Source organism: Streptomyces sp. NPDC028907, assembly GCF_055564995.1.
This window is the reverse complement of record NZ_JBVHVE010000025.1, coordinates 34,867-49,813: the sequence shown is the minus strand read 5'-3', so window position 1 is coordinate 49,813 and position 14,947 is coordinate 34,867. Positions and strand designations below refer to the sequence as shown.

9 protein-coding genes are annotated in these 14,947 nt (G+C 70.8%); 3 read left to right on the top strand and 6 right to left on the bottom strand.

The annotated features are described in order from the left end of the window. Window positions 1-4 precede the first annotated feature (4 nt). Both ACZ4UU_RS43075 and ACZ4UU_RS43070 read right to left on the bottom strand, forming a co-directional pair. Window positions 5-1,417: an RICIN domain-containing protein gene (locus ACZ4UU_RS43075; RefSeq protein WP_471908901.1), complete on the bottom strand. Its 1,413-nt coding sequence runs from the start codon at window positions 1,415-1,417 to the stop codon at window positions 5-7. A gap of 1 nt (window position 1,418) precedes the next feature. Continuing rightward, window positions 1,419-2,525 (bottom strand): glycoside hydrolase family 43 protein, encoded by a 1,107-nt coding sequence (locus ACZ4UU_RS43070; protein ID WP_471908900.1) that lies wholly within the window; start codon window positions 2,523-2,525, stop codon window positions 1,419-1,421. 202 nt (window positions 2,526-2,727) lie between these two features. Between ACZ4UU_RS43070 and ACZ4UU_RS43065 the strand changes: the two genes are divergently transcribed. From ACZ4UU_RS43065 to ACZ4UU_RS43055, 3 genes are all read left to right on the top strand, one after another. Beyond that, window positions 2,728-4,842 carry an autotransporter gene (locus ACZ4UU_RS43065; protein ID WP_471908899.1) on the top strand — a complete coding sequence of 705 codons (2,115 nt, stop codon included), beginning with the start codon at window positions 2,728-2,730 and terminating at the stop codon, window positions 4,840-4,842. 61 nt (window positions 4,843-4,903) lie between these two features. After that, window positions 4,904-5,821, top strand: a complete 918-nt coding sequence (gene mmuM / locus ACZ4UU_RS43060) for a homocysteine S-methyltransferase (RefSeq protein WP_471908898.1) — start codon at window positions 4,904-4,906, stop codon at window positions 5,819-5,821. Between the two features lie 88 nt (window positions 5,822-5,909). Beyond that, window positions 5,910-6,962 carry a LacI family DNA-binding transcriptional regulator gene (locus ACZ4UU_RS43055; RefSeq protein ID WP_471908897.1) on the top strand — a complete coding sequence of 351 codons (1,053 nt, stop codon included), beginning with the start codon at window positions 5,910-5,912 and terminating at the stop codon, window positions 6,960-6,962. Between the two features lie 93 nt (window positions 6,963-7,055). Here ACZ4UU_RS43055 and ACZ4UU_RS43050 read toward each other — a convergent pair whose 3' ends face one another. From ACZ4UU_RS43050 to ACZ4UU_RS43035, 4 genes are all read right to left on the bottom strand, one after another. Next, window positions 7,056-8,636: a carboxylesterase/lipase family protein gene (locus ACZ4UU_RS43050; RefSeq protein WP_471908896.1), complete on the bottom strand. Its 1,581-nt coding sequence runs from the start codon at window positions 8,634-8,636 to the stop codon at window positions 7,056-7,058. 127 nt (window positions 8,637-8,763) lie between these two features. After that, window positions 8,764-10,011, bottom strand: a complete 1,248-nt coding sequence (locus tag ACZ4UU_RS43045; protein ID WP_471908895.1) for an alginate lyase family protein — start codon at window positions 10,009-10,011, stop codon at window positions 8,764-8,766. Window positions 10,012-10,038: 27 nt separating this feature from the next. Further along, window positions 10,039-13,389, bottom strand: coding sequence for an alginate lyase family protein (locus ACZ4UU_RS43040; protein ID WP_471908894.1), 3,351 nt, complete (start codon window positions 13,387-13,389; stop codon window positions 10,039-10,041). Next, on the bottom strand, window positions 13,386-14,918 hold the full coding sequence (locus ACZ4UU_RS43035; RefSeq protein WP_471908893.1) for a glycosyl hydrolase family 28 protein: 1,533 nt from the start codon (window positions 14,916-14,918) through the stop codon (window positions 13,386-13,388). Before ACZ4UU_RS43035 ends, ACZ4UU_RS43040 begins: the two co-directional genes overlap by 4 nt. Window positions 14,919-14,947: the final 29 nt, after the last annotated feature.

Genomic DNA, 14,947 nt, shown 5'->3' with positions numbered 1-14,947 from the left:
CACCTCATGTCCCGCGCGTCCACTGCTGGTTCGTGCCGCCGTTGCACGTGTACGTGATGATCGCGGCCGAGTTGGCGGTGGACGCGCCGTTCACGTCGAGGCACTCCCCGCTCGCGCGGGACTTGACGTTCACGTAGGAGCCGGTGGTGGTGAGCGACCACTGCTGGCCGGTCGAGGAGGCGTTGCAGTTCTCCTGGGTGACCGTGCTCGCGTTCTCCTGGACGCACAGGGAGCTGTTCCTGACCATCAGCTGGTAGTAGCCGCTGCCGACGGACTTGAACCAGTACTTCTGGTTGTTGCCGCCGTTGCAGTCGTACTGCTTGATCTGGGCGCCGGCCCACAGCGACTGGCTGGTGACATCGGCGCACCGGCCGCTGTGCCGCGCGATCAGCGTGTTGTAGGTGGCGCTGGTCCCACTGATCGAGCCGGTGGCCGTGTCGATGGTGACCTCCGGGGACCAGGACATGGACATCGAGGTCGAGGAGGGGAACGTCAGCGGCAGCCAGACGTAGCGGGAGTCGTTGACGGTGCCGCCGAAGGAGTTGCCCCAGCGGTCGCCCAGGTAGAGGTACGACGTCGTCGAACTGCCCTGCACGGGAAGGACGTACGCGGTCTGCGAGCCGTAGGTCGTGGAGTCGCCGATGTTCTTCATCGCGGTCCACGGACCGGCGATGCTGGTGGCCGTGGCGTACTGCTGCTGGTTGGGGTTCCAGCCGGTGGCGCCGGACGTCAGCATGAAGTAGACGCCGTTCCGCTTGAACAGGGCGGGGGCCTCGCGGTGGCCGCCGTGCCAGGGGTCGGCGACGAGGGCGGCGATGCCGGTGTAGTCGCTGGTCAGGCGGTAGATCTGCAGGTCGTAGTTCTCGCGGGCGGCGGAGGCCATGTAGCCGGTGCCGTCGGTGTCGACGAAGACCGTGATGTCGCGGGACATGTGCTGACCGAGCGGACGGAAGCTGCCCTGCCAGGTGTAGTCGCCGTCCACGGTGTCCGATACGGCGACGGCGGCGCGGGCCTCGCTGTAGTCGACGCCGTTCTCCTTGTGCATCCACATGACGAACTTGCCGGTGGCGGCGTTGTACATGACCTTCGGGCGCTCGATGTTGGCGGTGGCCAGCTCGGCGGCGCTCGACTGGGTCAGGACGTGGTTCCTGAACTCCCAGTTCTTCAGGTCGGTGGAGCGGTAGGCGTCCACGTACCGGAAGGTGTTGTCGGCGTTGCGGTGCTCGCCGAACCAGTAGTAGTAGGCGCCGACCTTGATGACGCCGCCGCCGTGGGCGTGCACCGGGTTGCCGGAGGTGTCGGTGAACTGGGTGCCGTTGGTGACGGTCTGGGGTGCCGCCTGCGCGGGGCTCGCGGTGGCGAGCGCTCCGAACAGGCCCAGGCACAGGACGAGGAGGGTCGCGTACGCACGTCTCATCTCAGTCTCCTGCCGTCGCGGTGTCGGCGACCGGAATGCCGAAGTCGGGGGTGCCGTCGGCCTTCCAGCCGAGCTTCTGGACGCGGGTGTGGCGGTTGGGGTCGTTCAGGGGGTCGCCGTCTATCTCCTTGTACTGGCGGGCGTGGTAGACGAGGACGTCGGTGCGTCCGTCCTCGGCGACCGTGAAGCAGTTGTGGCCGGGGCCGTACTGCTTGGTGGTGTCGTTGCTGGTGAAGACGGGGGTCGGCGACTTCGACCAGCTGGTGGGGTCCAGCAGGTGGCTGTCGGCGTCGGCGGTCAGCAGGCCTACGCAGTAGTGGGAGTCGGTGGCGCTGGCCGAGTACGTCATGAACAGGCGCCCGTTGCGCTTGAGGACGTACGGGCCCTCGTTGACCTTGAAGCCGATGCACTCCCAGTCGTACTCGGGGGTGGACAGTCGCACCTGAGGCCCCGTCAGGGTCCACGGGTTCGCCATCTCGGACAGGAAGACGCCGGTGTTGTTGTCCATGCCGGGCTCATGCTGCGCCCACGCCAGGTAGCGGGTGCCGCGGTGGGTGAAGGTGGTGGCGTCGAGGGAGAAGGTCTCCCAGGCCGTCTTGACCTGGCCGCGCTCCACCCAGGTGCCCTTGAAGGGATTGGGGTGGGAGTTCTCCAGGACCCAGATGCGGATCTTCCAGACGTCCTCGGCGGGCGCGGAGGCGAAGTAGATGTACCACTTGCCGCCGATGCGGTGCAGCTCCGGCGCCCAGATGTGCGCGCCCATGTCGCCGGTGGCGTGGGCCCGCCAGATGACCGACTCGGCGGCCGTGGTCAGGCCGTTCAGGGTGCGGGAGCGGCGCAGGATGATGCGGTCGTACTCGGGGGCGGTGGCCGTGAAGTAGTAGAAGCCGTCGGTGTGCCGGTGGATGTGGGGGTCGGCGCGCTGTTGGACGAGGGGGTTCACGAAGGGGGCTGCCTTGGGGGGTGCGGCGTGGGCGACCCCGGGGAGGGCGGACGCGGCGGTGAGGGCGCCGGCGGCTGCGGCGCCTTTCAGCAGCAGTCTGCGGCTGGGGACTTGAGGGGCCTGGGGGACTTCAGGAGCTTGGGGCAGGTCGTCTGCGCGGCTCATGCGGACTGCCTCTCGGGTTCTCAAAGGGGGAGGTGTTCGAGGGGGAGTTGTTCGAAATGACGGACATCATCTGTTATTACGAACGCCGAAAAGGTAAAGGTGTGGAACCAGGAGGTCAACGGGTTCGACGTGATGAAGAGAGCGCTTACCCAAGAGCCGCGATTTTCTGTTATCGGCATCCTCCCCACCCGTCTCCGATGACGTGCGCAGCCATACCCACAAGACAGCAACGGCCGCCGGCGCCCTCGCGGCGGTCGCCGCCCTCACCGTCATCGCTCCCCCGGCGGCCGCCGCCGGTCCCCGGGACGTCTCGTCCGACGTCCTCGCGGACCGGGACGTGACGCTCAGCGGCGACACGGTGGTCACCGTGCCGTCGGGGACGACGACGTACGACGGTGTCTTCCGCGGCGAGGGCACCCTCACCGTGCGCGGCAGTGGGACGCTGGTCCTGACCAAGGACAGCGACTTCACCCTGCCGAAGTCCCGACATCGGCAGAAGGTGAGCGTCCTCGGCGGCAACCACCCGTACGTCACCACCACCGACGCCGACCCGCCCGCCGTCACGGTCGAGCGCGGTGCGACCCTGCAGTACGGCAACGGCGGTACGGCCGGGCTGATCGGCCACTTCCCGTACAACACCCCGGCGTTCCGGCTCAACCAGAACAACATCAGGGTCGACGGCACCCTGCGGCTGTCACTCAGGAGCGCCTACAACCTGGGCACGATCAGCGGCTCCGGGCTCATCACCCAGCCGCGCTTCCTGTGGGGCACCTGGGACCTGTCGGGCGCCCACTCCTTCTCCGGGGTGATCGACAACGGCACGCAGGTGAACGCCGGGCGCCCGGAGTTCGCGACGTCGCTGCCGAACGTGCGCAAGATCCTCAACCAGGGCACGTACACGGTGGACACCCCGCTGGGACAGACCGTCACCATGCGCATGGACTTCTACCAGCGCGAGTACGGCAGCGACATCAACGTCCAGTCCCGGCCGGGCAGCAAGGTCGTCCTCACCGGCCAGTACAGCTGGTCCGATCAGGGCGGCGACACCGACCCCTCGCTCAGCGACCCGGCCCTGAACTGGACGCCCGCGCGCAAGAACGTCAACAAGCGCGGCACCAACATCAAGGGCGCGAACGTCCAGTGGGGCGACGGCACGACCAGCAAGATCTTCATGCCGGGCACGGCGGAGACCGTCTACATCAACCTGCTCGCCGCCCGCTCCCGCTCGCTCCTCACCTTCGACTACAACGGACCGGTGACACTGGGCGCCCCCATCGGCGGCGGCAGGTTCCACGACACGCTGGCCGCGCCCGGGGCCGGGGACATCGTCATCAAGGGGACGAAGGGCAACGACGTCACCTTCGCCGCCGTGCAGTACTACGACGGCTCGACGACCGTCGAGAAGGGCGCCGTGCTGCGGCTAGGCAGCGGCAGGTCCGGCGGCGACGGCGGGCTCTACACGCGGGGCGACCTCTACAAGGTCGTCAACAACGGCTCGCTCGTGCTGAACAACACGAGCAAGGCCCTGTCCCTGTCCCGGATCAGCGGCAGCGGATCGCTCACCCAGTCAGGGGCCGCGACGACGACCCTGACGGGAAGCTCGGTGACGTACACCGGCACCACGACGGTCAAGAAGGGCACCCTTGCCCTGCGCGGCGGCGCGACGCTCGCCCGCAGCAGGTTGATCCGGCTCAGCTCGCCGAAGTCCCGTCTGGACGCGGGGACTTCGGGACTGCGCGTGGGCGAGACGAAGACGCTGACCGGCAAGGGCACAGTGAAGGGGGCGGTGAGGAACGACGGTGTGGTCGCGGGCGGCCTGACCGTCTCCGGCGACTACACGCAGTCGTCGAAGGGCGAACTCGTCCTGCGTGACGGCCCGCTGAAGGTGACCGGCGCGGTCCGCCTGGCCGGTGACCTGGACCTCGCGGCCGCCGCCACCTCGACGAAGCATGCCGGGAGGATCACCGTCCTGGACCACCAGGGCCGCGCGAAGACGTCCGGCACCTTCACCGGCCTCAAGGAGGGCAGGAAGCTCCAGCTGGACGACACCACCTACCGCATCAGCTACCGGGGCGGCGACGGCAACGACGTCGTCCTGACCGCCGTCACCGCCGCCCCCTCCCCTGGCTCGGACACCCCCCGCACGGCGACCGACACCCTCGCCTCCCCCGGCCCCCGCACCGCGAGCGCCGCGAGCAGCGGCCTCGGCTGGTGGCCGTACGTCCTGGCCGCGGGCCTGCTCGTCGGGCTAGCGGTCCCGGCGACGAGGTTCGGGCGGGGGCGCGGGCGACGGCGGGGCGGACGGCACGCGGCCTAGGGGACGCCCCGGGGTGTCCCACATTCCGGTCGGCCGCCCCGGCTCGACTACCGTCGTCACCATGACCAGCACCATCACCCTCGCCGAAGCCCTCGCCGCCGGACCCGTCGTGGTCGACGGCGGCATGTCCAACCAGCTGGAGTCCGCCGGGCACGACCTGAGCGACGAACTGTGGTCGGCGCGGCTGCTCGCGGAGCGACCCGAGGCGATCACCGAGGCGCATCTCGCCTACTACGAGGCCGGGGCGGACGTGGCGATCACGTCGAGCTACCAGGCCACCTTCGAGGGGTTCGGCAAGCGCGGGATCGGGCGTGAACGGGCGGCCGAACTGCTGGTGCTGAGCGTGGAGTTGGCCCGCGAGGCCGCCCGGCAGGCGCGGCGCAAGGGGGTCGCGCGGCCGCTGTGGGTGGCCGCTTCGGTCGGGCCGTACGGGGCGATGCTCGCGGACGGCTCCGAGTACCGGGGGCGGTACGGGCTGAGCGTCGACGAGCTGGAGCGCTTCCACCGCCCCCGGCTGGAGGTGCTGGCCGGGGCCCGTCCCGACGTGCTGGCGCTGGAGACCGTCCCGGACTCCGACGAGGCCAAGGCGCTGCTGCGGGCGGTGCGCGGGCTGGGTGTGCCGGCCTGGCTGTCGTACTCCGTCGCCGGGGAGCGCACCCGCGCCGGGCAGCCGCTGGAGGAGGCCTTCGCCCTGGCCGCCGACGCGGACGAGGTGATCGCGGTCGGCGTGAACTGCTGCGCGCCGCAGGACGTCGAGCGTGCCGTCGAGATCGCCGCCCGGGTCACCGGCAAGCCGGTCGTGGTCTACCCGAACAGCGGGGAGGCCTGGGACGCCGAGGCGCGGGCCTGGAACGGCCGCTCCTCCTTCACCCCGGAGGAGGTCCTCGGGTGGCGCGCGTCCGGGGCGCGGCTGATCGGGGGGTGCTGCCGGGTCGGGCCCGAGGCGGTCGCGGGGATCGCGAGGGCATTGAAGGCATAACGTCTGCCGACTCCCCCAACACACTGCTAGCCTCCCGATGGGAACCGGTTGCCACCGTGTTTCCGCAGTTCGAGGGGGCGAGGCAGGGATGACCAGGAAGAGCGCGGACGCGGGGCGCAGCACCATCCGGGACGTGGCGGCCCGGGCAGGGGTGTCCGCGTCCACCGTGTCGCGGGTGCTGGGCGGCGTGTACCCGGTGAGCTCGGCGACGCGGACGCGGGTGATGCGGGCGGTGCGGGACCTGGACTACGTCGCCGACGCGCGGGCGAAGGCGGTCGCCGGCGTCGGCACGCCCACGCTGGCGTTCGTGCTGGAGGACATCACCGGACCGTCGTTCGCGCACATGGCGTACGGGGTGGAGCGGGAGGCGCGGCGGCTCGGGCATCTGTGCCTCGTGTGCACCACGGAGGGCGACGTCCAGCACGAGGTGGAGTTCGTCGAGATGATGCGCGCCCAGCGAGCCGCCGCCGTGATCCTGGTCGGCGGCTCGGCCGACACCCCCGAGTACCGCGAGCGCACCCGCCGTATGGCCGACTCGCTGGCGTCGGCGGGCTCCCGGCTGGTGCTGTGCGGGCGGCCGCCGCTCGGACCCGGGGCGCCGGTCACGGTCATCGAGTACGACAACGAGGGCGGGGCCTGCGCCCTGGTCGCCCACGTGCTCACCCAGGGGCATCAGCGGGTGCTGTTCCTCGGCGGCGCGTCCGACCACACCACCGCGCAGGGCCGTGAGCGCGGCTATCTCGCCGCCCACCGCGCCCGCGGCCTGGACCCCGACCCGGCGCTGCTGCTGCACGGCGACTTCACCCGGGACTCCGGGCACCGGCTGATGCGCGAGGCCCTCCAGCAGGGCCTGGAGTTCACGGCCGTGGTCGCCGCCACCGACATGGTCGCGGCCGGTGCGCTGACCGCCCTGCACGAGGCCGGCCTGGCCGTGCCCGGCGACGTGTCGCTGGCCGGCTACGACGACATCCCGTTCGCCCGCGACCTGCACCCCGCCCTGACGACGGTCCATGTCCCCTACGAGGAGCTGGGCCGCCTCGCGGTACGCACCGCGCTCGGCCGGACCCCGGAGAACCCGGACGAGCATCTGCTGCTGGGCACGCATGTGGTGGTGCGGGACTCGGTGGCGCCGGCGAAGTAGGAACGTCAGCGCGGTTCGGGACGGGAGGCGGCCGGCCACCACAGGCGCGCCTCCTCGCGCCCGTTCGTCGACCGCGGCGACCAGCCCCGGGAGTCAGTGCCGGCGCACCGCGCCGGGCAACCGCAGCCGTCGGACGACCGCCCGCAGCTCCGTGCCCCGCCCGGCCGGACCGAGAGGAGGGGCGGGGGCGGCGGGGGTCTGCGGGGGTGTCGCCGCGGTGGCCCACAGGGCGAGCTCGGCGTCGCGCGGGCCGTGTGCGGTACGGGTCTCTCCGTCGCCGAAGATCCGCACCGGATGCGAGTCGTCCCAGGGCTGCCACCCCGGGTCGCCGTCGACCGCGAACCGCACCCACGCCCGGTGCATCTCGTCGGCCAGCTCCTGGGGGGCACCGTCACCGGCCAGCCTGCGGGACTCGGGGGCGTCGCCGGTGTCGAAGACGAAGCCGAGTTCCAGCGCGTGGCAGGAGCCGAGGTCGGGGAGGGTGGAGGGCCAGGCGAACTCGTACACGTACGACGCCCCGGGGCGGGCGTCGGCCAGGTGGTGCAGGGGGATGCGCAGCAGGTGGTCGGTGACCATCTGGCCGACGATCTCGGCGGTGCCGGCCTCCGGGTGCAGGGTGCGGTAGCCGCGGGGGATGTCGGCACCGGCGTGGCAGCGGGCCATGGCGCCGGCCAGGGCGACCGCGCCGAGCCGGTCGACGCGCTCCAGCAGCCCGCCGGGGACCAGCCACAGCCGGTACTCGTCCCGGGTCCAGCCCATCATCAGGTCGACGCCGACGGCGGCGTCACCTTCCGTGATCGCCGCGAGGGGTTCACGGGGCACGATGTCGCCGTCGACGACGATCCCGAAGGCGGGCCCGCCCACCACGGGGCTGCTGAGCCGGCCGACCTCGGCCTGGGTGCGCAGCAGCAGTTCACGGTCGACGTCCGCGAAGGCGACGGCGGTGGCGGGGATCTTCAGCCGGGTGGCCATCCGGCGCACCATCCGCCGTACCTTGTCCCGGTCGGCGGTCTCGGGCGGCCCGCTCTGCAGAATCGCCCGTCGGACCAGGCCCTGGGCCTGCGGGGCGGCGAGCAGCGCGCCGATGCTGATCGCGCCGGCGGACTGGCCGAACAGGGTGATGCGGCCGGGGTCGCCGCCGAAGGCCTCGATGGACTCGTGCACCCAGTTCAGGGCGGCGAGCTGGTCGCGCAGGCCGGAATTGGCGGGGGCGTCCGGGAAGTAGCCGTAGCCCTCGATGCCCAGCCGGTAGTTGACCGAGACGAGGACGACGCCGTCGCGGGCGAAGGGCCGGCCGTCGTACACGGGCATGCCCGCGGTGCCGCGGGTCAGGGCGCCGCCGTGCAGCCACACCATGACCGGGAGCCGGGCGCCCGGGCCGGGCTCGGGGGTCCAGACGTTGAGGTTGAGGCAGTCGTCGCCGGGCACGACGGGGTCGGACAGGTACTGCGCGAAGGCCTCGGAGTACGGCGGTTTCGGCGGGGTCGGCCCGAAGGCCGCGGCCTCGCGCACACCGTCCCAGGGCTCCGGCGGCTCGGGCGGCCGGAACCTGCGCGGGCCGAACGGGGGCGCCGCGTAGGGGATGCCGCGGAACACCGCGACGCCCTGTTCGTACCGGCCCCGTACCGCACCGTAGGGCGTGCTCACCACGGGGTCCGCCTGGACTGCTGTCATACGTCCACCAGCCTCCTCACCGCGCTCGTGCACCGTGAAGATCAGAGCAACTCATTGTGGCCCGATATTCCGGTGCACGAGCGGGTGTGGGGGCTGTTCGGCGTACCCCGCTACGGAGTGTGCACGGCTACTTGGCGTACATCAGGGTGCCGAAGCCGAGCTGGTCGAAGCCTCCGCTGGTGGTGCCGTAGTCACCTCCGCCGCCCTCGGGCGCGACGGAGAAGCACATCTGGGCGATGTACTTGTCGTCCAGGAGCAGGCGCCGCCCGTAGTGGTAGTGGAGCATGGCCCACACCGGGCGGACCTGGCCGCGACTGATGGTGCTGATCACGGTGTGTGACTGCTGGGCGCAGTTCTGGCCGCTGCCCCAGGTGTAGGTGGTGAAGGGCACGTTCATGTTCAGGTTGTACTTGGCGACGTACTGGGCGGCCTTCATGAAGCGGCGGCCGTCGTACGAGTACAGGTCCTCGCCCTGGTTCCAGGCCATCTCGCACAGGGCGCCCATCTGGCCCATGCCCATGACGGTGTGCCCCTGGTCGCGGCCGGACTCCTGCCACTGGCCGAGGTCGTAGCCCTCGACGCCCGGGTACAGGAACGGCACCGCGCGGCGGATCTGGCCGTTGCCACCTCCGTTCTTGAAGTAGTTGACGGCCTGGTCGTACTTGGCTCCGTCGTCGCACAGGATCCCGATGGCCATGATGGAGGCCATGTTGCACAGGTCCCAGTTGGCCCAGTAGTTGGTGATGCAGGCGTCGTTGTGGCCGGTGAGGAACTGGTTGTTGAGCGGGTAGAAGACGTTGAGCATCATCGTCTTGAACCGGCCCAGGTCGAACCCGGCGTACCCGCGCATCAGCTCCGCGACGTTCGCGAACTGCCAGCCGTAGAGGCCGGCGGCCAGGAACCGGTCGGCGTTTCCGGTGATGCTGGTGAGCGTGGACGACCAGGCGTTGAGGATGCGCACGGCGCAGTCGGCGTTCGCGGCGGTGCCGCCGACGTGCCAGCGCAGCGCGTTCTGGTAGGCGGCGTGGATGTCGTTGTAGAGCTGGGGGTAGTTCTGGCCGTCGCCGCCGCGGATGATCGTGGCCGTGGGGCGGGGCGTCCAGGTCGACTGGGAGTGGGAGTTGGCGGTCAGCCGGTTCCAGCCGGCCCGCCAGGGGTCGGTGCCCGCGGCGACCCTGACCTTGGCCCGGTTGATGTCACCGGCGTTGTGCAGCATGCCGGGGTGGGTGAAGGTCGCGGGGGCCGCGTCCGCCGTGGTGGCGACGGACGCGGTACCCAGAGCGACGGCCGCGGTGAGACCGCCGGCGGTCTTGAGCAGACCGCGACGGCTCAGCTCACCTGTGGGGTGGTGCTGGTGGGGGGAAGTGCGGCTCATGGTGGTGCACTCCAATCCGTGGGGGGATCAGTCGGTGGTGATGCTCACCTCGTTGAACTCGGTGGTGCAGCGGGCCAGTTGGTTGCGCGAGCAGACCACGAGGCCCACGTAGTAGGGGGCGTCACCGAACCCGGGGATCTCGCCGGTGGCGAGGGTGGTCCAGGTGGCGCCGTCATCGGTGGACAGGGCTGCGGTGAAGGCGGTCCCTACGCGCTTCAGCCGCAGCAGGCCGGGGAGGGTGGTGGTGGCGTTTCCGGTGAAGGCCGACTTTCCGGCGACGGTGGTGCGCAGCATGAGCTGTGCGGTTCTCCCGCCGGTGACGACGGCCCCGGCTGCCTGGTCGAACGGCGACAGCGACTTGGCCATCAGCAGTCCCACCTGGTCGGCGCTCGCGCCCGTGCGGGAGCCGAGCCGGGCGGTGATCTCGCAGTCGCCGGTGACGGGCCGTCGTACGAACTGGCCGGTCATACCCTGGTTGTTGGTGCTCAGGTCGACACCGGCCCCGCGCACGGTGAAGGTCCCGCCGTCGTACGAGGTGCTGCCCGGAGTGCGGATCGAGACCACGCCGAGTGTGCCGAAGGCTCGCTCGTCGAGCACCGGGTCACCGAGGTCACCGTACGTCCAGGGGTCCGGCGGGGGTGTGCCGACGCTGAGGGCGAGTGTGCCGGTGCCCTCTCCCGTGGCGTTGCCCGCGGTGGTGGTGACGGTGAACTCGCCGGTCTCCGTCGGTGTGCCCGAGATCATGCCGGTGCGCTTGTCCAGCCGCAGTCCGTCGGGCAGCCCGGCCGCGGTGAACCGTACGGGTTCGTGCGAGCCGCGCAGGAGGTGCCGGAACGGCACGCCCTTGTTGGCGAACGCCGCGGTGACGGAGGCGAGTTGGGGCTGGCCCGGGGCCGGCATCCGTGCGGACGTCGGCTCGGACAGCGGGCCCCGGCCGCCGTGGTTCGTCTTCGCCACGACGTAGTGGTACGTCCTTCCGGGCGTGCCCGTGGCGTCCGCGTACCGGATCCGGGTGCCGAAGCCGACCGGGCCGATGCCGGTGGCGATCCTCTCGTAGCGGCCGTCGGCGGAGGTGGAGCGCAGCACGTTGTAGCGGGCGGAGAGGTCCGGGTCGGTCCAGGCCAGCTCCACGGCGTCGGCGCCGGTGGACGCCGTCAGGCCGGTGGCGGTGCGCGTGGGGCGGGGCACGGACCAGACCTCGCCGGAGGACGCGGAGGTCACACTGACGTTGTCGAAGGCGCCGGTGCCGGTCTCGGCGTAGTCCGCGTCGACGCCGAGGCAGGAGGTGAGAACCAGCCCGGCGTACACCGTGCGGCCCAACTCGACCTCGCTGGAGCCGACTTGGGTCCAGCGGATGCCGTCCGGGGAGATCGCGCCGGTGCAGCGGCGCCCCCTGCGGGTCACCCGGACCCAGTAGGGCGCCCGCAGCCGGTAGCCGTCGCCCGCGCCCTCGACGTACGGAGCCTCTAGCGGTGTCGCCGACTCGGGCAGCTCACCGAGGTCGGAGATCGGGAAGGCCGCGGACGTGGTGATGGCCTGCTGCTGGGTGGGCGGCACGGGCGTGCTGCCGGTGCCGGAGACGGCCGCCCCGGTCTCGGGGCGTACGGTCCACACGCCGCTCCAGGTGTGCAGCGGCAGTCCCTGGATCAGCATCGAGGCGTGCGCGGCGTCCGCGTCGAGGGAGTCGCGCAGGGTGACGCCGATCTTGGCGTACTGCGAGCTGAGCGGGAACACGATCCGTGCGGTGACCGTGCCGTCGCCGCGCAGCGGGAGGTGCACGGAGCGGTAGGTGTCGGCGGTGCCGGACGCCTCCAGCAGGAACCGCTCCCCGTCGAAGGCGGCGGAGCCGGGGACCCGCACCTGGCCGACGTCCCGGGTGGACCAGGGTCCGGGGAGACCGGCGGTGGCGGCGACGGGACTCGAACTGCCGCTGCTCCCCTGCGCGTTGGCGGCCGTAACGGTGTAGTAGTACGTCCGTCCGGCGTGGACGTCGGTGTCCCTGAACTCCGGCTCGGCGGTCCCGTCGGCGACCTTCTCGTACGGCCCTTCGGGGCTGCTCGCCCGGCGGACGGTGTACGTCGTCGCCCAGGCGGACGGCAGCCAGGCCAGGGTCACGGCGTCGGAGTCACCGAGGGCGGTGACACCGGACGGGGCCGTCGGCGTAGTCGGCGTCGGGGCCTTCGTGCCCGCGTAGGTGAAGGTGCCGAAGCTCGGCAGGTCGTCGTTGCTGCCCTCGACGAAGCGGGCGCCGCCCGTGCCGCGGAAGACGGCCGCCTTGGTGTACGGGGTGTCGAGGCCGCGGACGCCGGCGTAGTGGGCGTAGTACATCTCGTAGACCGGCGGCAGCGCGCCGCGGACCTTGTTGGAGACGGTCGCCTTGATGTACTTGCCGGTGCGGTCCAGGTCGGGGGTGAAGGGGACGTCGCCGCCGAGGTTGTAGCGGGCGGCGTACTCGGCGTTTGCGAGGATGCGGTTGCCGTCGAAGCCCCACAGGTCGACGCCCTGGTTCCAGGCGACCTGCGCGGCGTCGCCCATCAGGCCGACGGCGAGCTGCTCGTGGCCCTGGTCGCGGCCGGACTCCTGGCCCTGGCCCGCGTCCGTGACGACCCGGTTGCGCACGCTGCCGTTGCCGGCGCCGGCCGCGGCGAAGCGCAGGGCGTCGTCGAAGAGGGTGCGTTCCTCGCAGAACACGCCGATGGCCAGGACGGACTGGACGGACGTGAGGTCCCAGTTGCCGTTGGCGTAGAGCATGTAGCCGGAGATCGCCGGATACCAGACGTCGAGGAAGGACCGCTCGCAGCGGGCGATGTCCGCGTCCGTCCAGCCGTCGTAGCCGCTGTGCCGGAGCAGCTCGGCGGCGTTGACGAACTTGAAGACCTGAAGGCCGGCGCCCAGCGGACCGTCGGCGCCCGTGACCATCGTCAGCGAGGCCGACCAGGCGTTGAGGATGTCCCGCGCCTTGTCGGCGTGGGCGCGCACGCCGGTGACGCACCACATCAGGGCGTTCTGGTAGGCGGCGGCCGAGTCGGCGACGGCCTGGTTCTGGAAGTTGGTGGGGCCGCGGCCCCAGGAGGTGATCTGGCCGTTGTTCTGGACGGTGTACGTCGACTTCGAACGGGCGTGGGCCGCGAAGGCGAGGTAGCCGTCGTACACCGGGGACTCCTGGGCGGCGACCGCGGCCTTCATCCGGGCGAGGTCGTCGGCGGTGTGCAGGAGGCCCGGGTGGGCGAACGGGCCGGTGCCGGTGGAGTTGCGTACTGCGGCTCCGGCGGTGCCGGGCAGGAGCAGTCCGCTCGTGCCCGACGCCAGCAGCAGGGCCGCGGCGCCGCCGAGGAAGCTCCGGCGGCTCGTGGCGGGGATGGGTCTCAGGGTGCTCATGACGCGGCGGCCGCCTCGGCCTCGGCGGTGGTGAGGAACTTCAGGTTCGTCACGTGCTCGTTGACGAACATGGGCACGCCATCCGAGGCCAGATACCACTTCGGCTTGCCCGTGCTGTCGGCGATCACCTTGCCGTTGACGCGGAGGTTCTCGAAAGTGACGTCCTTGATCGCGTGCTCCGCGTCGAGGCCGGCGATGATCGAGAGGTCGGCGTTCTTGCCGTTGTAGCTGAGGTCCTTGACGTAGACGGACTCGATACCGCGGCCTGCCGAAGTGTTGTACTTCGGGTTGTACTCGACGCGCATGTGGATGAGCTGGCCCCAGCGGAAGTCCTCCACGCGGATGTTGTCGAACTTGACGTCCCGGACGAGGTTGCTGTCGCCGACCATGAAGGCGATGGCGCCCTGGTAGGTCACCTGCGGCTCGCGGTGGTCGAGGATGTCGATGTTCTCGTAGTTCAGGTTCTCCAGCATCTCCGGGGTGTCGGTGTTGCCGTGCACGCCGATGTTGATCGGGTGGGCGACGTCGGCCCAGAGGGTGCAGTTCTTGACGGTGATGTTGCGGGTGTCGCCGTAGAAGTCCCAGCGGTGGGTGTACAGGGCGATGCTGTCGTCGGAGGTGCGCAGGAAGCAGCCGTCGATCGTTACGTTCTCGGAGCAGTAGAGCTGGATGCCGTCGCCCCAGCCCTGGTGGCTGAAGGCGCGCAGGTTCTTGATGGTGAGATTCTTGGACTCGGCGACCCTGATGTTCTCGTACCGGGGATTGAGGATCGTGACGCCGTCGATCGTGACGTTCTCGCACTTGCGGACGAAGACCGCGCCGCCGGTCGTGTCGTAGACCACGCCGCGGCCGATCAGCCGGGAGTTCTCCACGCCCTCGAAGATCACGGCGGAGGTGAGGACGGCGCCCGCGGCCAGGTAGACGGTGGTGCCGGTGGGCACCTTCAGCGTCCGGTCGGGGTGGGTGTGCAGACCGGGCCCGAAGTACATGACCTTCTTGTCGCCCTCGGCGGGCACGTCCTTCTCGAGCGGGTTCGCGAACAGGTGCAGGCAGTCGAAGATCTTGTCGTCGACCTGGACGACGAGGTTGCGGGGCCGGTCCAGGGTGAAGCGCGCGGTACTGCCGAGCACCTCGGGCTTGATGCCGTACGAGTCCGGGCGGATGCGGACCTTCTCGCCGCCGCCCGGGTTGTACGTGACCTCGACCTCGACGGTGCCGGAGAAGTCGAAGGCGGCCCAGGAGGAGCTCTGGGCTCTGTTGCTGCCGGTGTTCGGGTCGATCAGTGCGAGCTTGGCAAGGTAGACGCCGAGCTTCTGCCAGGTGCCGCCGAGCGGCCGGACCTTGACGGTGAAGGAGTTGTTGACAGGCACCTGCGGAAGGGGCGGGTGGATGACCACGCTGTCGCCGGTGGTGCCGGTCTCCTCGGCCGCGGCGGCCTGTGCGGTACCCACGATGCTGCCGGCCAAGCCGGCGGCAGCGACGACACCGGCGGCCTGGAGGGCGTTCCGGCGTGAGAGGGGCGCGTTCATGCGTAACTCCTTGCAAAAGGTTCGGTAAG